The following is a 19,206-nucleotide window of genomic DNA, read 5'->3' on the forward strand; positions in this document are numbered from 1 at the left end:
TTCTTTAAGGTAAGGAGGTGATCCAACCGCAGGTTCCCCTACGGTTACCTTGTTACGACTTCACCCCAGTCATGAATCACAAAGTGGTAAGCGCCCTCCCGAAGGTTAAGCTACCTACTTCTTTTGCAACCCACTCCCATGGTGTGACGGGCGGTGTGTACAAGGCCCGGGAACGTATTCACCGTGGCATTCTGATCCACGATTACTAGCGATTCCGACTTCATGGAGTCGAGTTGCAGACTCCAATCCGGACTACGACATACTTTATGAGGTCCGCTTGCTCTCGCGAGGTCGCTTCTCTTTGTATATGCCATTGTAGCACGTGTGTAGCCCTACTCGTAAGGGCCATGATGACTTGACGTCATCCCCACCTTCCTCCAGTTTATCACTGGCAGTCTCCTTTGAGTTCCCGGCCTAACCGCTGGCAACAAAGGATAAGGGTTGCGCTCGTTGCGGGACTTAACCCAACATTTCACAACACGAGCTGACGACAGCCATGCAGCACCTGTCTCAGAGTTCCCGAAGGCACCAAAGCATCTCTGCTAAGTTCTCTGGATGTCAAGAGTAGGTAAGGTTCTTCGCGTTGCATCGAATTAAACCACATGCTCCACCGCTTGTGCGGGCCCCCGTCAATTCATTTGAGTTTTAACCTTGCGGCCGTACTCCCCAGGCGGTCGACTTAACGCGTTAGCTCCGGAAGCCACGCCTCAAGGGCACAACCTCCAAGTCGACATCGTTTACGGCGTGGACTACCAGGGTATCTAATCCTGTTTGCTCCCCACGCTTTCGCACCTGAGCGTCAGTCTTTGTCCAGGGGGCCGCCTTCGCCACCGGTATTCCTCCAGATCTCTACGCATTTCACCGCTACACCTGGAATTCTACCCCCCTCTACAAGACTCTAGCCTGCCAGTTTCGGATGCAGTTCCCAGGTTGAGCCCGGGGATTTCACATCCGACTTGACAGACCGCCTGCGTGCGCTTTACGCCCAGTAATTCCGATTAACGCTTGCACCCTCCGTATTACCGCGGCTGCTGGCACGGAGTTAGCCGGTGCTTCTTCTGCGAGTAACGTCAATCGCTGCGGTTATTAACCACAACGCCTTCCTCCTCGCTGAAAGTACTTTACAACCCGAAGGCCTTCTTCATACACGCGGCATGGCTGCATCAGGCTTGCGCCCATTGTGCAATATTCCCCACTGCTGCCTCCCGTAGGAGTCTGGACCGTGTCTCAGTTCCAGTGTGGCTGGTCATCCTCTCAGACCAGCTAGGGATCGTCGCCTAGGTGAGCCGTTACCCCACCTACTAGCTAATCCCATCTGGGCACATCCGATGGCAAGAGGCCCGAAGGTCCCCCTCTTTGGTCTTGCGACGTTATGCGGTATTAGCTACCGTTTCCAGTAGTTATCCCCCTCCATCGGGCAGTTTCCCAGACATTACTCACCCGTCCGCCACTCGTCACCCAAGGAGCAAGCTCCTCTGTGCTACCGTTCGACTTGCATGTGTTAGGCCTGCCGCCAGCGTTCAATCTGAGCCATGATCAAACTCTTCAATTTAAAAGTTTGATGCTCAATGAATTAAACTTCGTAATGAATTACGTGTTCACTCGTTGAGACTTGGTATTCATTTTTCGTCTTGCGACGTTAAGAATCCGTATCTTCGAGTGCCCACACAGATTGTCTGATAAATTGTTAAAGAGCAGTTGCGACGCGCTTTAGCGCTCTGTCGCGAGGTGGCGTATATTACGCTTTCCTCTTTCAGAGTCAACCCTCATTTTCAGGTTTTTCTCTTCAACCGAACCGGCTGTTTGTGTGAAGTGATTCACATCCGCCGTGTCGATGGAGGCGCATTATAGGGAGTCGACTCAGGAAGACAAGCGGAAAAATGCATTTTTGTTTCAACCGCTCACCTTTTATCCACAACGCTTACTTTTGCTGCTTTTTTATCGCCATCGGCAGGTCTGCCAGACTATTTATGACCAAATCTGCCGCATTTTCTGCTTCTGGCGTGACGGGTTTGCCTGTGCGCACCAATACCTTCGTGCCAACATTCGCAGCTGCCGCCGCCTGCATATCTTCAATTTTGTCGCCTACCATATAAGAAGCGGCCATATCGATGTGCAAGAAGTCTCGGGCGGAGATAAACATGCCAGGATGTGGTTTACGACAGTCGCAGACCTGACGATACTCTTCTACAGTACCCTGCGGGTGATGCGGGCAGTAGTAGATGCCATCCAGCTCAACGTCGCGATCGGCCAGCGACCAGTCCATCCATTCGGTCAACGTTTCAAACTGCGCCTCAGTAAATTTACCACGCGCGATACCAGACTGGTTCGTCACGATAATAAGCGCGTAACCCATCTTTTTAAGTTCACGCATGGCATCAATAACGCCGTCGATAAACTCAAACTCGTCGATCTCATGTACATAACCGTGGTCCACATTAATGGTACCGTCACGGTCGAGAAAAATTGCGGGTACAGACTTTGCCACCTTTTATAGCTCCTGAATAAGGCATGTGACTCTAGTATCGCATGTTTCAGCGGGCAAGAAAGTGCTCATCGTGCAAAGCCCGATTGATTTAGACGTCTGGATGCCTTAACATCCATCTTGTTGACGGCTTCGACCGTACCTGACAGACGAAAATGCCACGGCTAACTTAATTACGATAATAAATAACCAATGATTAAACTTTCGAATATCACCAAAGTGTTCCAGCAGGGGACTCGCACCATTCAGGCGCTAAATAATGTCAGCCTGCATGTTCCTGCCGGGCAGATTTATGGCGTTATTGGCGCCTCCGGTGCCGGTAAAAGTACGCTCATCCGCTGCGTTAACCTACTCGAACGCCCTACCGAAGGCAGCGTTCAGGTTGGCGGTCAGGAGCTGACCACGCTTTCTGAGTCGGAGTTGACTAAAGCTCGCCGTCAAATCGGCATGATTTTTCAGCACTTTAACCTGCTCTCTTCCCGTACGGTGTTCGGTAACGTCGCACTACCGCTGGAACTGGATAACACGCCAAAAGAAGAGATCAAACGCCGCGTAACAGAGCTGTTGGAGTTGGTTGGTCTTGGCGACAAGCACGATAGCTATCCGGCCAACCTTTCCGGTGGACAAAAACAGCGTGTGGCGATCGCCCGTGCGCTGGCAAGTAATCCCAAAGTGTTGCTGTGCGATGAAGCCACCAGCGCACTCGATCCGGCAACGACCCGCTCGATTCTGGAATTATTGAAAGATATTAATCGTCGTCTGGGACTCACCATTCTGCTGATTACCCACGAAATGGACGTTGTAAAACGTATTTGTGACTGCGTGGCGGTCATCAGCAATGGTGAACTGATTGAGCAAGACACCGTTAGTGAAGTGTTCTCACATCCGAAAACGCCGCTGGCACAGAAATTTATCCAATCCACGCTGCACCTGGATATTCCGGAAGATTATCTGGAACGTTTAAAAGCGGAGCCGGAAGCCGACAGCGTGCCGATGCTGCGTATGGAATTCACCGGCCATTCGGTCGATGCACCGCTACTTTCTGAGACGGCCCGTCGCTTTAATGTGAATAACAACATTATTAGCGCGCAGATGGATTACGCCGGCGGTGTGAAGTTCGGCATCATGCTGACTGAAATGCACGGCACACAGGAAGATACACAAGCAGCCATTAGCTGGTTGCAGGAACACCATGTAAAAGTAGAGGTACTGGGTTATGTCTGAGCCGATGATGTGGCTGCTGGTTCGCGGCGTATGGGAAACGCTGGCAATGACCTTTGTGTCCGGTTTTTTTGGCTTTGTGATTGGTCTGCCGGTCGGCGTGTTGCTGTACGTAACGCGTCCGGGGCAAATTATTGAGAACGCGAAGCTTTACCGTACGCTCTCTGCGCTGGTGAACATTTTCCGTTCCATCCCGTTCATCATCTTACTGGTGTGGATGATTCCGTTCACCCGCATGATCGTAGGCACCTCGATAGGACTGCAGGCAGCTATCGTTCCGCTGACCGTCGGTGCCGCGCCGTTTATCGCCCGTATGGTGGAAAACGCGCTGCTCGAAATCCCGACCGGGCTGATAGAAGCCTCTCGTGCGATGGGCGCCACGCCGCTGCAAATTGTACGTAAGGTATTACTGCCAGAAGCGCTGCCAGGACTGGTCAATGCGGCCACCATCACCCTTATCACGCTGGTTGGTTACTCCGCGATGGGCGGTGCCGTCGGTGCCGGTGGTCTTGGACAGATTGGCTATCAGTACGGCTATATTGGTTACAACGCTACCGTAATGAATACAGTACTGGTATTGCTCGTCGTTCTGGTTTATTTAATTCAGTTATCCGGCGATCGCATCGTCCGGGCTGTCACGCACAAATAACGTTGCACACAACACTAAAAACTCATTAAGAAAAGGAAATAAGCATGGCGTTCAAATTCAAAACCTTTGCGGCAGTTGGAGCCCTGATCGGTTCTCTGGCACTTGTGGGTTGCGGTCAGGATGAAAAAGATCCTAATCACATCAAAGTGGGCGTTATTGTTGGCGCAGAGCAGCAGGTTGCAGAAGTCGCGCAGAAAGTGGCAAAAGAAAAATACGGTCTGGACGTTGAGCTGGTCACGTTTAACGATTACGTTCTGCCTAACGAAGCGCTGAGCAAAGGCGATATCGATGCTAACGCCTTCCAGCACAAACCATACCTGGACCAGCAGATCAAAGATCGTGGTTACAAGCTGGTTGCTGTAGGTAATACTTTTGTTTACCCGATTGCGGGCTACTCCAAAAAAATCAAATCACTGGATGAGCTGCAGGACGGTTCCCAGGTTGCGATTCCAAACGACCCGACTAACCTTGGCCGTTCCTTGCTGCTGCTGCAAAAAGTGGGCTTAATCAAACTGAAAGACGGTGTTGGCCTGCTGCCAACCGCGCTGGACGTGATTGAAAACCCGAAAAACCTGAAGCTGGTTGAACTGGAAGCACCGCAGCTGCCGCGTTCCCTGGACGATGCACAAATCGCACTGGCGGTCATCAACACCACCTACGCCAGCCAGATCGGCCTGACTCCGGCAAAAGACGGTATCTTTGTTGAAGATAAAGATTCCCCGTACGTAAACCTGATTGTAACTCGTGAAGACAATAAAGATGCTGAGAACGTGAAGAAATTCGTTGAAGCATACCAGTCTGACGAAGTGTACGAAGCAGCAAACAAAGTCTTCAACGGCGGTGCTGTTAAGGGCTGGTAATTTTAGGCTGTTTACAGAATCTGTAATATCATCAGGACGGGCGCTTGCCCGTCTTGTCATTTATGCAAGCACCTGATTCAATATCTGACGTTTAGATCATTCATTGAGGAAATATTATGCGTGCTTTACCGATCTGTTTAGTAGCACTCTTGCTGAGCGGCTGTTCTATGTTAAGCAGATCCCCTGTTGAACCCGTTCAAAGCACCGCAACCCCGCCGAAAGCGGAGCCGGAAAAACCGAAAGCACCGCGCGCTACGCCGGTAAGAATCATTACTAACGCTGAAGATTTAGTAGGCAAACCGTTCCGCGATCTTGGCGAAGTTAGCGGTGAATCCTGCCAGGCTTCAAACCAGGATTCCCCTCCGAGCATTCCAACCGCACGCAAACGCATGCAGATTAACGCATCAAAAATGAAAGCTAATGCGGTATTGCTGCACAGTTGCGAAGTGACCAGCGGAACGCCGGGTTGCTATCGTCAGGCGGTTTGCATCGGTTCTGCACTGAACATTTCGGCGAAATGAGCCATTTTCAGTTCGAGCAAATAGGCGTTATCCGCTCACCTTATAAAGAAAAGTTCGCCGTTCCACGCCAGCCCGGTCTGGTGAAAAGCGCCAGCGGTGAACTGCATTTGCTCGCACCTTATAACCAGGCCGATGCCGTTCGCGGCCTGGAAGCCTTCAGTCATTTGTGGGTGATTTTTGTTTTTCACCAGACAATGGAAGGTGGATGGCGTCCGACCGTGCGCCCTCCCCGCCTTGGCGGCAACGCCAGAATGGGTGTCTTTGCCACGCGTTCAACGTTTCGTCCTAACCCTGTTGGCATGTCGTTGGTCGAGCTACGGGGCATCCGCTGCCATAAAGAGCACGTGATCCTCGAACTAGGTGGGCTGGATCTCGTTGATGGCACGCCAGTTGTAGATATAAAACCATATCTGCCGTTTGCCGAATCGTTACCCGATGCTCGCGCCAGCTATGCTCAGGATGCCCCCCAGGCCAGTGTAGACGTGACGTTCAGTGAAGATCTCGCGGAGCGGCTACCGAAGCTCGAACAACGTTACCCGCATCTTCGTCAGTTTATTGCCGAAGTGCTGGCGCAGGATCCGCGTCCTGCCTACCGTAAAAATGAGGAAGAAGGCAAAACCTACGCCGTCTGGCTGCTGGACTTTAACGTCCGCTGGCGCGTCACGCCGTCAGGATTTGAGGTCTTTGCTCTGGAAGCCCGCTAATTTGCGTCGCGTACTCTTTTGACATCCCTTTCTCGCTGGTAAACTAAACCACTTTTGTTTTGTGCCAGGCTCGTTTTGAGCCTGTTCGATCGTTCAACTGGAACCGTAACAACATGCGTACTAGCCAATATCTGCTCTCCACTCTGAAGGAGACACCTGCCGACGCCGAAGTCATCAGCCACCAGCTGATGCTGCGCGCCGGGATGATCCGCAAGCTGGCCTCCGGGTTATATACCTGGCTGCCGACCGGCGTGCGCGTCCTGAAAAAAGTCGAAAACATCGTGCGTGAAGAGATGAACAACGCCGGTGCGATCGAGGTGTTGATGCCGGTCGTTCAGCCTTCTGAACTGTGGGAAGAGAGCGGCCGTTGGGAACAATACGGCCCGGAACTGCTGCGTATTGCTGACCGTGGCGATCGTTCGTTCGTCCTCGGCCCAACGCATGAAGAAGTGATCACCGACCTGATCCGTAACGAGCTGAGCTCTTACAAACAGCTGCCGCTGAACTTCTATCAGATTCAGACCAAATTCCGTGACGAAGTCCGTCCGCGCTTCGGCGTGATGCGCTCCCGCGAATTCCTGATGAAAGATGCATACTCTTTCCACACCTCTCAGGAATCCCTGCAGGAAACCTACGACGCGATGTACGCTGCGTATAGCAAAATCTTCAGCCGTATGGGGCTGGATTTCCGTGCAGTACAAGCGGATACCGGTTCTATCGGCGGCAGCGCCTCTCACGAATTCCAGGTGCTGGCGCAGAGCGGCGAAGACGATGTGATCTTCTCCGACTCTTCCGACTATGCGGCGAACATCGAATTTGCCGAAGCCGTTGCGCCGAAGGAGCCGCGCGCGGCAGCAACCCAGGAAATGACGCTGGTAGATACGCCGAACGCTAAAACCATCGCCGAACTGGTTGAGCAGTTCAACCTGCCTATCGAAAAAACCGTGAAAACCCTGCTGGTGAAAGCGGTTGAAGGCAGCAGCTACCCGCTGGTCGCCCTGCTGGTTCGTGGCGATCACGAGCTGAACGAAGTCAAAGCGGAAAAACTGCCGCAGGTTGCCAGCCCGCTGACCTTTGCCACCGAAGAAGAAATTCGTGCGCTGGTAAAAGCAGGTCCTGGCTCGCTCGGTCCGGTGAATATGCCAATTCCGGTGGTTATCGACCGTACCGTTGCAGTAATGAGCGATTTCGCTGCCGGTGCCAACATCGACGGTAAACACTATTTCGGTATTAACTGGGATCGCGACGTGGCCACCCCGGAAGTTGCTGACATCCGTAACGTAGTCGCCGGCGACCCTAGCCCGGACGGCAAAGGTACGCTGATGATCAAACGCGGTATCGAAGTCGGCCATATCTTCCAGTTGGGTACCAAGTACTCTGAAGCGATGAAAGCCGCTGTCCAGGGCGAAGATGGCCGTAACCAGACGCTGACTATGGGCTGCTACGGTATCGGGGTCACTCGCGTAGTCGCTGCTGCTATTGAACAAAACTTTGACGATCGTGGCATCGTATGGCCAGATGCCATTGCCCCGTTCCAGGTCGCCATTCTGCCGATGAACATGCACAAATCCTACCGTGTGCAGGAGCTGGCTGAGAAGCTGTACGCTGAGCTGCGCGCGCAGGGTATCGAAGTGCTGATGGACGATCGTAAAGAGCGTCCGGGCGTGATGTTTGCCGATATGGAACTGATCGGTATCCCACACACCATCGTGCTGGGCGACCGTAACCTCGACAACGACGATATCGAATACAAATACCGTCGTAACGGCGAGAAAGAGCTGATTAAAACCGGCGACATCGTCGACTTCCTGGTCAAAGCCATTAAAGGCTAATACCAACAAAAAGGCCCTGATTATCAGGGCCTTTTTTCTATCGATTAATTACACGCTTTACCAGGGATAAATTTCGCGTCTTTATCCGCCATCAACGTTTTCACTTTCTCACCCGTATCCGGGTTTGACTCCAGCGTGAAATGTGCCTCAAGCGTCAGCAGTACGGACTGTCCGTTTTCCGCACGAGCGGCTAAATAGTCGCGTTCAAGCTGAGCGTTATTCGCCACCGGCATCCGTTTACCCGTTGCGCAGTCGGTAAAGATTGCCGCGTCAGCCATGTAGAAATACATGCCTCGCATCGGCATTGGCGTCACCGGTAAGCTGGCGGAAACCGGCTGGAGCGTGTAGTTAAACTGTGACTCAATCGGGTTACCTTCACGATCGAGCATTTCCAGCGCCTCGCCTTTAGCCCGGTAGTACGACTTTTCACCTTTACTGTCGGTCAGCACCAGTTTGTCGGCTGTACGCGCCCATGTGCCATAAGAGGCAAACGAAGACGGTTCATCCCGCACGCCCTGATAGCGTTCGTTCATCACCCATGTGCCGTCTTTTTCCAGAAACAGAGAGGTTTCAATCCCTTCGCAGTCCGCGCAAGGTAAGATGCCACGCCAGCTTTGCTGCATCGGTTTTAATTCTGCCGCCCGCGTCGGCTGTAGTACTTCAACTTCAGTACGATTATTACAGCCAATCAAGGAAAAAAGCGTGCATGCAGCGACCACGGACAATATTGCTGTTTTCACTATCAATTCCTTATTAATTTTTATTCCCGCTCGTCAGTCTTGCGTTCGACGAACTCTCCCGCGCAGTGCTTTCACTGTGGATTTTTGCGCCTTCGATGACAACCTGCGCTCTTTCGAGGCGCGCGTAGGGCGAGTTGCCTGTCGGCTTTTTTGCACCGCGGTTAATTCTTTTATCACCGCCACCAGTCGGGAGATTGCCGCTTCCCGATTGAGCTCCTGGCTACGGTATTCCTGCGCCTTAATGATAATAATGCCATCGCCGCTAATCAGATGATGGCTGGCGGCCAGCAGGCGTTCCTTGTAATACTCTGGCAGGCTCGAGGCCCGAATGTCAAAGCGCAAATGGATAGCCGTCGAGGTCTTGTTAACGTGCTGACCACCCGCGCCTTGTGCCCGAATCGCCGTGATTTCCAGCTCATTATCAGGGATAGAGACGTTTCGGGAGAGAACAATCATGAACGCGGCTGCCACGCAGTCAGATGAATTTCCAGATTGTTCTGAGAATCGGACAGCCAAATAGCGCCGTCCTGAATAGTCGCCTGCAGCGCCATTGTACGACCAGCAAAATCACTCAGTTGCGCCAGCTGTTCATCATCCAGATACCACACGGTGAGATTTTTAAACTGCGCACATTTGTTCTGGTTTTGCTGCCACCAGATCTGAGCCGCACGGCTGTTGTAGGCAAACAGAGCAACCTCACCAGACTGGGTACAGGCTTTCTTGATACGGCGCTCATCCGGCAGACCCAGCTCAATCCAAAGATCGATGCCCAGATGGTCGTTACGCAGCCATGCTTCAGGCTCGTCTTCCGCGCTCAGGCCACGCGTGAACTGCAGCCGTTCATCGGCATATTTAATCCAGGCCAGCAGGCGCAGCATCATGCGCTCCTGGGTTTCAGAGGGGTGACGCGCCAGCGTCAAGGCCGCGTCAAGAAACTGGTTGCGGTCAAGATCCGCTACGTTGACGACGGCTTTATAAATTGTCGCTTTAAGCGCCATGGGAGAACTCCTTTCGAATCAGGCGCACATTGTAGCGAAAACTGCGGCAAAAGGCTGCTAACTGCTCATCTATCAAGGCGCTGATATTGCTTGAATGAGTATGGTATAGTCACCTTGCTAAACAGAGTTTATCTTCGTAGGCTTAGACTTGCATCCACGGTTAAGTCAGAGTGCTGACAGGAGGGCATGTGGAAAAATATTGTGAGTTAATACGCAAGCGGTACGCGGAAATCGCCAGCGGAGACTTAGGGTATATCCCGGATGCGCTGGGTTGCGTATTGAAGGTGCTTAATGAAGTGGCGACAGACAGCGCCCTTCCAGAGTCGGTCAGGGAAAAAGCGGCCTATGCTGCCGCGAACTTACTGGTGAGCGATTATGTCAATGAATGAAACGTATCAACCCATCAACTGCGATGATTACGACAATCTTGAACTCGCCTGCCAGCACCATTTGTTACTGACGCTGGCGTTAAAAGATGGCGAAGTTTTGCAGGCGAAAGCGAACGACCTGGTTTCACGCAAAAACGTGGAGTATCTGGTCGCAGATGTCGCAGGTGAAACCCGGGAGCTTCGTCTCGACAAAATTGCCAGCTTCAGCCACCCGCAAATCGGTACCGTGGTGGTCAGCGAATCCTGATTATTTTGGTGCCGGATGACGGTGCAAAGCACCTTATCCGGCCTACTTTCCACGCCAAACCAGACTCACGCCTTCTTCATCTTCCGCCGCTCCCTCACGCGTCACGAAAACACCCGCAGCCGCAATCAACGTTTCGCCGTAAAACAGCAGCGGTGTGGTATCTCGTCGCCAGGGCGGGATCCCCTGTTCCTGCCAGATTTTCTTTAATTTCCGTCCACCCTTACGCCCGACAATATGCAATAACCCTGGTGCTTTGAAACGAATGCTGACAGCTTCATCCGCTTGCGGCATGCGCAATTCACCCGCAGAGATTAACTGAACCGAACCCAATCCGGCAGGCAGCGCCAACGGTGTTTTCCACTCTAGCCATGGGATAACGGTTTCGCTTTGCCCATCGACTGACTTCACCCACCACAGCTGTGACTGATAACGGCGGACCTCGTACTCCCCGAGGCGAAAACAGGGTGAGGCATCTTCCCGCGCCAGCGCCACTTCCTGCCAGATACGTTCCAGTCCATCACGAGAAGGCATCGGCGCATTTAACCCCGCCAGCCAGCGACGAAGCAGCGCGGCACGACGCACGTCGCTCATCATCATTAACGGTACCAGTAGCAGTGTGCCGTGGGCTGTGATGCAATCGGCTAAATCGCTGGCCAGCAGTTCATCCAGTAAACTCTCCTGCTCAGCACACAGCGCGGCGCTGCGGGCTACGGCTTGCGCGAAGTGCGGCCAGCGCTGTTGGAGCAATGGGGTAACGCGCAATCTGAGGAAATTGCGATCGTAGGTATCATCCTGATTGCTTTCATCTTCAATCCAGCATAATTCATGCTGCCGCGCCCATGCTTCAAGCGCCTCTCGCGTTTGCGCCAGCAGAGGTCGAATCAGCTGGGTTCCGGCGAACGGTGAGTTTTCGCCCATGGCGGAAAGTCCGGCAGGGCCGCTGCCGCGCTTAAGCGCCAGCAAAAAGGTTTCACACTGGTCATCGAGATGCTGGGCGGTCATCAGCACCTCGCCCGGTAGTAAGGTCTGCGCAAATGCCTGATAGCGCGCGCGTCGTGCCTGAGCTTCGATGCCCAGGCCATCGTCCTCAAGGTGTACCCGCCCAACCACTAGCGGCACCTGCCACTGCATACATACTGACTCACAGTGCTGCACCCAACTGTCTGCATGTGGGCTTAATCCGTGATGAATATGGATTGCGCGTAAAGCGACCTCAGGATGCTGCGCTCGCCACTGCACCAGCTGATGCAGGAGTACGGTTGAGTCCAGCCCGCCGCTAAAGGCGACCAAAATCGATTGAGAATTCAGCAGTGAAGTGTTCAGCGTGAGTGTCGTCATGATGGTTACTTACAATGGCATTGCCCGGCACGTTACCGGGCTAACGCCACAATGACAAGCCTTACAGCTCGTACAGTTCGAGGGGCAATCCGTCCGGATCGTTGAAAAACGTAAAGCGTTTACCGGTAAATGGATCGATACGTATGGATTCACACTTCACGTGGTGTGCTTCCAGATGCGCGATCGACTTTTCCACATCCTCCACGCTGAACGCCAGATGACGCAAACCGCAGGCTTCCGGTCGGCTCGGACGGCAAGGTGGAAACGGGAAAGAAAAAAGCTCAATCACATACTGGCCGTTCAATGCCAGATCGCCTTTCCACGAATCTCTCTCTTCCCGATAGGCTTCGCTCATCAGTGTAAAGCCAAGCACATCGCAGTAAAATGCCTTACTTGCCGCGTAGTCCGTCGCAATAATGGCAATATGGTGAACCTGTTTTAATCCCAGCATAGCGTCATCGCCTCTTTCATTTTTCTGTCAGCACGTTACTCGTACGTCTTAGGGTCAGGCAAGTCGTTATGCCATTTTTAAGACTCTCACGCGATACACACCATCCTCGCCCAGTTTAGCGCCATGGATATCGGTTTCAAATCCCGGGTAGCGCTGCCCCACTGAACACAGCATCAGAAGAAAATCGAGGACAGCCCGGCTTTTAGCAGTGATCATTTCCCCGGGCATCAAGAGCGGCACGCCAGGAGGATAAGGCAGGATCATATTGGCGGACACGCGTCCTACCAGTTGATCAAGCGCCACGGTTTCCACCTCACCTTTGATCTGCCGCTGCCAGGCCTGGTGCGGTGTCATTTTCATTTCCGGCAAGGTATCAAATGCCCGCAGCATCAGTCCGGAGAGATCGTGCTGGCGGATCAGCTTATGGATCCCCTGTGCCAGATCCTGAATACGCATATTGCGATAGAAATCGGGATCTTCAGCATACAGATCCGGCAGCATATTTTTCACGCGTAAATTCAGATCGTACGAGCGTTTAAATTCCGTCAGGCCACGCAGCAGCCCCATCGCCCGGGTTTTATCTATGCCAATACTGAACAGGAACAACAGGTTATACGGTCCCGTTTTTTCGACGACGACGCCGCGTTCATCAAGGAATTTCGCCACCAACGACGCAGGGATCCCCTCTTCGCTCATATTTCCCTGTTCATCCATTCCCGGCGTCAGAATCGTGACCTTCACCGGGTCGAGGAACATGTGGTCGGCATCAGCATCAACAAATCCGTGCCAGTCTTCACCTGGCGCTACCGGCCAACATTCTGCTTCATCGACCTTTTCCGGCTGCCAGATATCAAAGAACCAGCCATCCGACTCTTCGCGCAGACGCTGCACTTCTTTACGGAAATGCAACGCCCGTTCCACCGAACGATTGATTAACCGCTTGCCGGAATTACCACGCAGCATTGCCGCCGCCGTTTCTATCGACGCCACAATCGGGTAGCTCGGAGACGTGGAGGTGTGCATCATAAAGGCTTCGTTGAACGTGTCTTCATCATAGTCACCCTTAATGTGGATCAGCGAAGCCTGTGACAACGCCGCCAGCATCTTGTGGGTGGACTGGGTTTCAAATATCACCTTTCCCGGTACCCGTTCGCCGCTCATCCCGCTTTTCCCCTGATATATCGGATGAAAATGGGTATACGGCACCCAGGCTGAATCAAAATGGATGGAGGGCACATCCAGGGTTTGCTTGATCCAGTTGGTGTTATAAAGCAGCCCGTCATAGGTGGAGTTGGTGATCACCGCGTGTACCGGCCATTGCGCCTGAGTCGTCTCTTCTACCTTGCGTTCAATACTTCCATGGGTAAATTCCCGACGGGGTATACCGCCGAGGATCCCCAACGCGTTACGCGTAGGCTTCAACCAGATTGGCACCACATCGCTCATCATCAGCAAATGCGCCAGCGACTTATGGCAGTTGCGGTCAATCAGTAGCGTACTTCCTGCAGGCGCAGCATACATACCGACAATCTTGTTCGATGTCGAGGTGCCGTTAGTCACCATATAGCTCTGTTCGGCACCAAAGGTGCGAGCGATGTACTCCTCCGCTTCAAGGTGCGGACCGGTATGATCAAGCAATGAGCCCAGTTCGGTTACGGAAATGGACACGTCGGCTTTCAGCGTATTGCCGCCAAAGAAATCATAGAACAGGCAGCCGACCGGGCTTTTCTGGTACGCCGTACCCGCCATATGTCCAGGCGTACAAAAGGTATACTTCCCTTCCTTCACATAGGTAAACAGCGCCTTGGTGAACGGAGGCGTAATGTTATCGAGGTATTCGTTGGTGTACTGGCGAATGCGGGTGGCAATGTCTTCAGACTGACCCAGCGCATACTCAAAAAACCACAGCGCCATGCGCAGGTCGTGCGCACTGACATCCATCGTCGAATGGGTATTAATAAAGGCATAGAGCGGGAGATACTCGTTGAGCTGGTTGATGTCACTGCACAGCTCCAGGCTATATTCATCCCAGTCAAAAATGACGCCGCAAATTCGCGGGTTGTGTTCGATAAACTTCAGCAGGTCGACACTATTCTGCGGCCAGATAATCTGAAATCCCTGCTGTTGCAGCGCACGCTCAAGTTCCTTGATGGGCTCATCTTTATAAAAGACGCCATGCGGTCCCATGATGGCAATGATATTCATGCGTTCCTCCTGGAAAAACCTTAGTTAATCATAGCCTGGTCAAACCGCAGGTAAAAAAAAGGGCCACAACGTAGTGGCCCTTTTCAGAATAAATGCAGTTTACGCGTAACCGTAGCTCATCAGACGCTGGTAACGACGGTTTTTCAGATCGTCTTTGCTTAACACGTCGAGATCGGCGAGATCGGCCAGCAGCTGTGCTTTCAGGGACGCAGCCATCACTTCCGGATTGCGGTGTGCACCGCCTAACGGTTCCGGAATGATAGAGTCGATAAGCTTCAGCTCTTTCAGACGCGGGGCAACAATTCCCATCGCTTCTGCGGCCAGCGGTGCTTTGTCGGCGCTTTTCCACAGAATGGAAGCACAACCTTCCGGGGAGATAACGGAATAGGTGCTGTATTGCAGCATATTCACTTTATCGCCTACACCGATCGCCAGCGCGCCACCGGAACCACCTTCACCGATAACGGTGCAGATTACCGGTACGCTCAGACGCGACATTTCACGCAGGTTGCGCGCGATCGCTTCTGACTGACCACGCTCTTCCGCGCCCACGCCCGGGTAAGCCCCTGGGGTGTCGATGAAGGTAATGATCGGCATGTTGAAACGCTCGGCCATTTCCATCAGACGCAGCGCTTTGCGATAGCCTTCCGGCGCTGGCATGCCGAAATTACGGCGAATCTTTTCTTTGGTCTCACGGCCTTTCTGATGACCAATGATCATCACCGGACGGCCATCCAGACGCGCGATACCGCCAACAATAGCTTTATCATCCGCATAGGCACGATCGCCCGCCAGCTCATCAAATTCATCAAACGCCAGGCGGACATAATCCAGGGTGTACGGACGCTGTGGATGGCGCGCCAGTTGGGCTACCTGCCATGCGCCAAGATCGGCGAAGATTTTACGCGTCAGTTCTACGCTTTTTTCACGCAGACGATGCACTTCTTCATCGATGTTAATATCCAGTTTCTCATCCTGACGGCTAACCGCAGTCAAAGAATCGATTTTTGCTTCCAGCTCTGCAATCGGCTGTTCAAAATCAAGGAAATTCAGACTCATAGTATTCCTGTATTAGTCAAACTCCAGTTCCACCTGCTCCGAACCAATAAGGCCACGGAGATCGTTTAGCAAACGATCGCTCGGAGAGACACGCCACGTCGCGCCAAAACGCAACCGCGCACGTGCATCCGCCCTCTGATAGTAGAGATGTACTGGAATTGTCCCCGAGCGGTGGGGTTCCAGAGACTGACGGAGTCGGTTTAAAAGCTGGTCATCAATTTGCCTGTCCGTCAGCGAGATAGCAAGCCCGCGAGCATATTTTTCCCGGGCTTCGTCAATATCCATGACTTCACGGGCCATCATTTTAAGCCCGCCGCTGAAGTCATCAAAGCTGACCTGTCCGCTGACGATAAGTATGCGGTCTTTTTCCAGCAATTGCTGGTATTTATCCAGAGCATCGGTAAACAACATAACTTCCAGACGTCCGGAACGGTCATCCAGTGTACAGATGCCGATACGATTGCCGCGCTTGGTGACCATTACCCGCGCAGCAATGACGAGCCCCGCAGCCGTGGTGACTTTACCACGTTCTGTCGGATGCATGTCTTTCAGCCTGTAGCCTCCGACATAGCGCTCAATTTCTTTTAAATACTGGTTGATGGGGTGTCCCGTCAGGTAAAGCCCCAACGTTTCACGCTCACCATCTAATACCACCTGCTCCGGCCACGGTTGGCAACTGGCATAGGATTGTTCAATTTGCTCCGGTTCTTCCGCCAGCACGCCAAACATATCGGCCTGACCAATAGCTTCGGCTTTTGCATGCTGATCGGCGGCTTTTAGCGCATCGTTGAGCGAATTCATCAACGCCGCCCGATGCGGGCCAAGGCGATCAAACGCCCCGGACATGATTAGCTTTTCCAGCACCCGGCGGTTAAGTTTTTTGATATCCGTGCGCGCACAGAGATCAAACAGCTCACGGAAGTAACCGCCTTCGTTACGCGCCTCAATAATAGCTTCAATTGGTCCTTCACCCACGCCTTTTATCGCGCCGATGCCATAAACAATCTCGCCATCATCATTCACGTGAAAATGGTAAAGCCCGGAGTTGATATCCGGCGGCAGGATTTTGAGCCCCATACGCCAGCATTCATCTACCAGCCCGACCACTTTTTCAGTGTTATCCATATCGGCGGTCATTACCGCCGCCATAAACTCAGCAGGATAATGCGCCTTCAGCCACAGCGTCTGGTAAGAGACGAGCGCATAGGCTGCGGAGTGCGATTTGTTAAATCCGTAACCGGCGAATTTCTCCACCAGGTCAAAGATTTTCATCGCCAGTTCGCCGTCTACGCCGCGCTTTTTCGCCCCTTCTTCAAAGGTGCCGCGCTGCTTAGCCATCTCTTCCGGCTTTTTCTTACCCATCGCACGACGCAGCATATCCGCGCCGCCAAGGGTGTACCCGGACAACTCCTGGGCAATCTGCATAACCTGTTCCTGATACAGGATAATGCCGTAGGTCGGCTCCAGTACCGGTTTCAGACACTCATGCTGCCATTGTACGTCCGGGTAGGAAATCTCTTCGCGACCATGCTTACGGTCGATAAAGTTATCTACCATCCCCGACTGTAGCGGACCTGGGCGGAACAGAGCCACCAGTGCGATCATGTCTTCGAAGCAGTCAGGCTGCAGACGTTTGATCAGGTCTTTCATACCGCGGGATTCAAGCTGGAAGACCGCCGTGGTCTCCGAGCGTTGCAGCATATCGAAGCTTTTCTTGTCATCCAGCGGGATAGCCGCAATATCCAGCGGTGGCTCACCGTTCTTTTCACGGCGCGCGTTGATCATTTCCAGCGCCCAGTTGATGATGGTGAGCGTACGCAGGCCGAGGAAGTCGAACTTCACAAGACCGGCATATTCCACGTCGTTCTTATCAAACTGAGTAACCGGGTGCAGCCCCTGCTCATCGCAGTACAGAGGCGCAAAATCAGTAATTTTTGTCGGTGCGATAACCACACCACCGGCGTGCTTACCGGCATTACGCGTGACGCCTTCCAGCTTACGCGCCATATCGATCAGCGCTTTAACCTCTTCATCTGCCTCATAGATTTCTGGCAGTTGGGGTTCGGCTTCAAAGGCTTTTGCCAGCGTCATGCCCGGATCGGGCGGCACCAGTTTCGAAATACGGTCAACGAAACCGTACGGATGTCCCAGCACGCGGCCCACGTCGCGGATAACCGCTTTTGCAGCCATCGTACCGAAAGTAATAATCTGCGAAACCGCATCACGACCGTACATTTCCGCCACGTGCTCGATAACCTGGTCGCGTTTCTCCATACAGAAGTCAACGTCGAAGTCGGGCATTGAGACACGTTCCGGGTTAAGGAAACGTTCGAACAGCAGGTCAAATTCCAGCGGATCGAGATCGGTAATTTTCAGCGCATAGGCGACAAGTGAGCCAGCGCCGGAACCACGTCCCGGGCCTACCGGTACGCCGTTATCTTTCGACCACTGGATAAATTCCATAACGATCAGGAAGTAGCCAGGGAATCCCATCTGGTTGATAACTTTAAGTTCAACTTCCAGACGTTCATCGTAAGGCGGGCGCTTTTGCGCACGAACTTCAGGGTCAGGGAACAAAAATTCGAGACGTTCTTCCAGCCCTTCGCGTGATTTCGCCACGAGGAAATCCTCGGTGGTCATATCGCCGGTCGGGAACTGCGGCAGGAAGTATTCGCCCAGACGCACCGTCACGTTGCAGCGTTTGGCTATCTCGACGGTGTTTTGCAGCGCTTCCGGAATATCCGAGAACAGCTCGCACATCTCATCTTCGCTGCGCATGTACTGCTGCGGCGAATAGTTGCGCGGACGTTTCGGGTCATCAAGGGTAAACCCGTCGTGGATTGCCACGCGGATTTCATGCGCATCGAAATCTCCGGTTTCAAGGAAGCGGACATCGTTAGTCGCTACCACCGGTAGACCACGCGTTTCGGCCAGTTCTACGGCTGCGTGCAGATAATTTTCTTCATCTTGCCTGCCGGTGCGAATCAGTTCGAGGAAATAGCAATTGGGAAAATGTTCTTCGTAAAACGCCACGCACTCGTCAACCAATGCGCTATTGCCGCGCAGCAGGCTGCGTCCGACATCGCCCATGCGACCGCCGGAGAGCAAAATCAAACCTTCTTTTAGCTCAACCAACCAGTCCCGGTCGATAACCGGTCCTTCTGCGCCATAGCCGCGCTGATAGGCTTTCGAAATCAACAACGTCAGGTTCTGATAGCCGGTATTATTTGCGGCCAGCACGGTGAGCTGCGTGAGTTCATCGCCCAACAGCTCACTGCGGACATGAAAATCTGCGCCAACTATCGGCTTAATACCCGCACCGTGACCCGCTCCGTAAAACTTCACCAGACCACACAGGTTGGTAAAATCGGTGATCGCCAGCGCAGGCATGCCTAACGCGGCCGCCTTTTTCACCAGCGGTCCGGTTTTCGCCAGCCCATCGATCATGGAGTAGTCGCTGTGCACCCGTAGGTGGACGAAACGTGGTTCAGACATCTTCAGATTCCT

The 19,206-nt window shown here is 53.1% G+C and carries 17 protein-coding genes and 1 rRNA gene; 8 read left to right on the top strand and 10 right to left on the bottom strand.

Annotated elements, in window-relative coordinates; genetic code table 11:
- Positions 1-10: 10 nt before the first annotated feature.
- Both OGY33_RS22090 and gmhB read right to left on the bottom strand, forming a co-directional pair.
- Positions 11-1,552: ribosomal RNA gene (locus OGY33_RS22090) — 16S ribosomal RNA — on the bottom strand.
- A gap of 369 nt (positions 1,553-1,921) precedes the next feature.
- Positions 1,922-2,488 (bottom strand): D-glycero-beta-D-manno-heptose 1,7-bisphosphate 7-phosphatase, encoded by a 567-nt coding sequence (gene gmhB, locus OGY33_RS22095; RefSeq protein ID WP_003829138.1) that lies wholly within the window; start codon positions 2,486-2,488, stop codon positions 1,922-1,924.
- Between the two features lie 189 nt (positions 2,489-2,677).
- Between gmhB and metN the strand changes: the two genes are divergently transcribed.
- From metN to proS, 6 genes are all read left to right on the top strand, one after another.
- Positions 2,678-3,709 (top strand): methionine ABC transporter ATP-binding protein MetN, encoded by a 1,032-nt coding sequence (gene metN / locus OGY33_RS22100; RefSeq protein WP_048227055.1) that lies wholly within the window; start codon positions 2,678-2,680, stop codon positions 3,707-3,709.
- Positions 3,702-4,355: a methionine ABC transporter permease MetI gene (locus OGY33_RS22105; protein WP_003018471.1), complete on the top strand. Its 654-nt coding sequence runs from the start codon at positions 3,702-3,704 to the stop codon at positions 4,353-4,355. Before metN ends, OGY33_RS22105 begins: the two co-directional genes overlap by 8 nt.
- 44 nt (positions 4,356-4,399) lie before the next feature.
- Positions 4,400-5,215, top strand: a complete 816-nt coding sequence (gene metQ, locus OGY33_RS22110; protein WP_003829145.1) for a methionine ABC transporter substrate-binding lipoprotein MetQ — start codon at positions 4,400-4,402, stop codon at positions 5,213-5,215.
- 116 nt (positions 5,216-5,331) lie between these two features.
- The gene (gene rcsF, locus OGY33_RS22115; protein WP_003018477.1) at positions 5,332-5,736 is read left to right on the top strand and encodes an envelope stress sensor lipoprotein RcsF; all 405 of its coding nucleotides are present in this window, start codon (positions 5,332-5,334) and stop codon (positions 5,734-5,736) included.
- Complete coding sequence (tsaA, locus tag OGY33_RS22120; RefSeq protein ID WP_191238844.1) at positions 5,733-6,440, top strand: tRNA (N6-threonylcarbamoyladenosine(37)-N6)-methyltransferase TrmO; 708 nt, start codon at positions 5,733-5,735, stop codon at positions 6,438-6,440. Before rcsF ends, tsaA begins: the two co-directional genes overlap by 4 nt.
- Positions 6,441-6,553: 113 nt before the next feature.
- Entirely contained in the window at positions 6,554-8,272 is a 1,719-nt protein-coding gene (gene proS / locus OGY33_RS22125) for a proline--tRNA ligase (RefSeq protein ID WP_003829149.1), read from the top strand.
- Between the two features lie 44 nt (positions 8,273-8,316).
- On the opposite strand, the gene nlpE is transcribed toward proS, so the two are convergent.
- The 3 genes from nlpE to OGY33_RS22140 are packed head-to-tail and all read right to left on the bottom strand — an operon-like array spanning position 8,317 to position 10,010.
- The gene (gene nlpE / locus OGY33_RS22130) at positions 8,317-9,015 is read right to left on the bottom strand and encodes an envelope stress response activation lipoprotein NlpE (RefSeq protein WP_085951559.1); all 699 of its coding nucleotides are present in this window, start codon (positions 9,013-9,015) and stop codon (positions 8,317-8,319) included.
- Between the two features lie 30 nt (positions 9,016-9,045).
- Positions 9,046-9,468 carry an alternative ribosome rescue aminoacyl-tRNA hydrolase ArfB gene (gene arfB / locus OGY33_RS22135; RefSeq protein WP_032942412.1) on the bottom strand — a complete coding sequence of 141 codons (423 nt, stop codon included), beginning with the start codon at positions 9,466-9,468 and terminating at the stop codon, positions 9,046-9,048.
- Positions 9,465-10,010, bottom strand: a complete 546-nt coding sequence (locus OGY33_RS22140; RefSeq protein ID WP_003018497.1) for a YaeQ family protein — start codon at positions 10,008-10,010, stop codon at positions 9,465-9,467. The genes arfB and OGY33_RS22140 overlap by 4 nt, the downstream gene beginning before the upstream one ends.
- Before the next feature lie 188 nt (positions 10,011-10,198).
- Between OGY33_RS22140 and OGY33_RS22145 the strand changes: the two genes are divergently transcribed.
- Positions 10,199-10,399, top strand: a complete 201-nt coding sequence (locus tag OGY33_RS22145) for a YaeP family protein (protein ID WP_048214883.1) — start codon at positions 10,199-10,201, stop codon at positions 10,397-10,399.
- Positions 10,386-10,646: a Rho-binding antiterminator gene (gene rof / locus OGY33_RS22150; protein ID WP_003018503.1), complete on the top strand. Its 261-nt coding sequence runs from the start codon at positions 10,386-10,388 to the stop codon at positions 10,644-10,646. Before OGY33_RS22145 ends, rof begins: the two co-directional genes overlap by 14 nt.
- 42 nt (positions 10,647-10,688) lie before the next feature.
- Here the strand turns inward: rof and tilS are convergent, their stop codons facing one another.
- The 5 genes from tilS to dnaE form a co-directional block, all read right to left on the bottom strand.
- Complete coding sequence (gene tilS / locus OGY33_RS22155) at positions 10,689-11,984, bottom strand: tRNA lysidine(34) synthetase TilS (protein ID WP_191238845.1); 1,296 nt, start codon at positions 11,982-11,984, stop codon at positions 10,689-10,691.
- A 61-nt stretch (positions 11,985-12,045) separates the two neighbouring features.
- A complete protein-coding gene (locus OGY33_RS22160) occupies positions 12,046-12,435 on the bottom strand; it encodes a VOC family protein (RefSeq protein ID WP_003829160.1) in 390 nt (129 codons plus the stop codon).
- Between the two features lie 66 nt (positions 12,436-12,501).
- Positions 12,502-14,640, bottom strand: coding sequence for a lysine decarboxylase LdcC (gene ldcC / locus OGY33_RS22165; RefSeq protein WP_149607637.1), 2,139 nt, complete (start codon positions 14,638-14,640; stop codon positions 12,502-12,504).
- 99 nt (positions 14,641-14,739) lie between these two features.
- Complete coding sequence (gene accA / locus OGY33_RS22170) at positions 14,740-15,699, bottom strand: acetyl-CoA carboxylase carboxyl transferase subunit alpha (RefSeq protein ID WP_003829164.1); 960 nt, start codon at positions 15,697-15,699, stop codon at positions 14,740-14,742.
- Between the two features lie 12 nt (positions 15,700-15,711).
- Positions 15,712-19,194: a DNA polymerase III subunit alpha gene (dnaE, locus tag OGY33_RS22175; RefSeq protein ID WP_032942408.1), complete on the bottom strand. Its 3,483-nt coding sequence runs from the start codon at positions 19,192-19,194 to the stop codon at positions 15,712-15,714.
- Positions 19,195-19,206 lie beyond the last annotated feature (12 nt).

Source organism: Citrobacter sp. Cpo032 (genome assembly GCF_030332975.1).
GTDB classification, from domain to species: Bacteria; Pseudomonadota; Gammaproteobacteria; order Enterobacterales; family Enterobacteriaceae; genus Citrobacter; species Citrobacter portucalensis.

Coding starts and splice junctions, on each gene's coding strand:
- OGY33_RS22160 (WP_003829160.1), bottom strand. CDS start 12,435: ATGCTGGGATTAAAACAGGTTCACCATATTGCCATTATTGCGACGGAC.
- OGY33_RS22140 (WP_003018497.1), bottom strand. CDS start 10,010: ATGGCGCTTAAAGCGACAATTTATAAAGCCGTCGTCAACGTAGCGGAT.
- OGY33_RS22105 (WP_003018471.1), top strand. CDS start 3,702: ATGTCTGAGCCGATGATGTGGCTGCTGGTTCGCGGCGTATGGGAAACG.
- metQ (WP_003829145.1), top strand. CDS start 4,400: ATGGCGTTCAAATTCAAAACCTTTGCGGCAGTTGGAGCCCTGATCGGT.
- arfB (WP_032942412.1), bottom strand. CDS start 9,468: ATGATTGTTCTCTCCCGAAACGTCTCTATCCCTGATAATGAGCTGGAA.
- rof (WP_003018503.1), top strand. CDS start 10,386: ATGTCAATGAATGAAACGTATCAACCCATCAACTGCGATGATTACGAC.
- ldcC (WP_149607637.1), bottom strand. CDS start 14,640: ATGAATATCATTGCCATCATGGGACCGCATGGCGTCTTTTATAAAGAT.
- tsaA (WP_191238844.1), top strand. CDS start 5,733: ATGAGCCATTTTCAGTTCGAGCAAATAGGCGTTATCCGCTCACCTTAT.
- metN (WP_048227055.1), top strand. CDS start 2,678: ATGATTAAACTTTCGAATATCACCAAAGTGTTCCAGCAGGGGACTCGC.
- tilS (WP_191238845.1), bottom strand. CDS start 11,984: ATGACGACACTCACGCTGAACACTTCACTGCTGAATTCTCAATCGATT.
- accA (WP_003829164.1), bottom strand. CDS start 15,699: ATGAGTCTGAATTTCCTTGATTTTGAACAGCCGATTGCAGAGCTGGAA.
- proS (WP_003829149.1), top strand. CDS start 6,554: ATGCGTACTAGCCAATATCTGCTCTCCACTCTGAAGGAGACACCTGCC.
- rcsF (WP_003018477.1), top strand. CDS start 5,332: ATGCGTGCTTTACCGATCTGTTTAGTAGCACTCTTGCTGAGCGGCTGT.
- dnaE (WP_032942408.1), bottom strand. CDS start 19,194: ATGTCTGAACCACGTTTCGTCCACCTACGGGTGCACAGCGACTACTCC.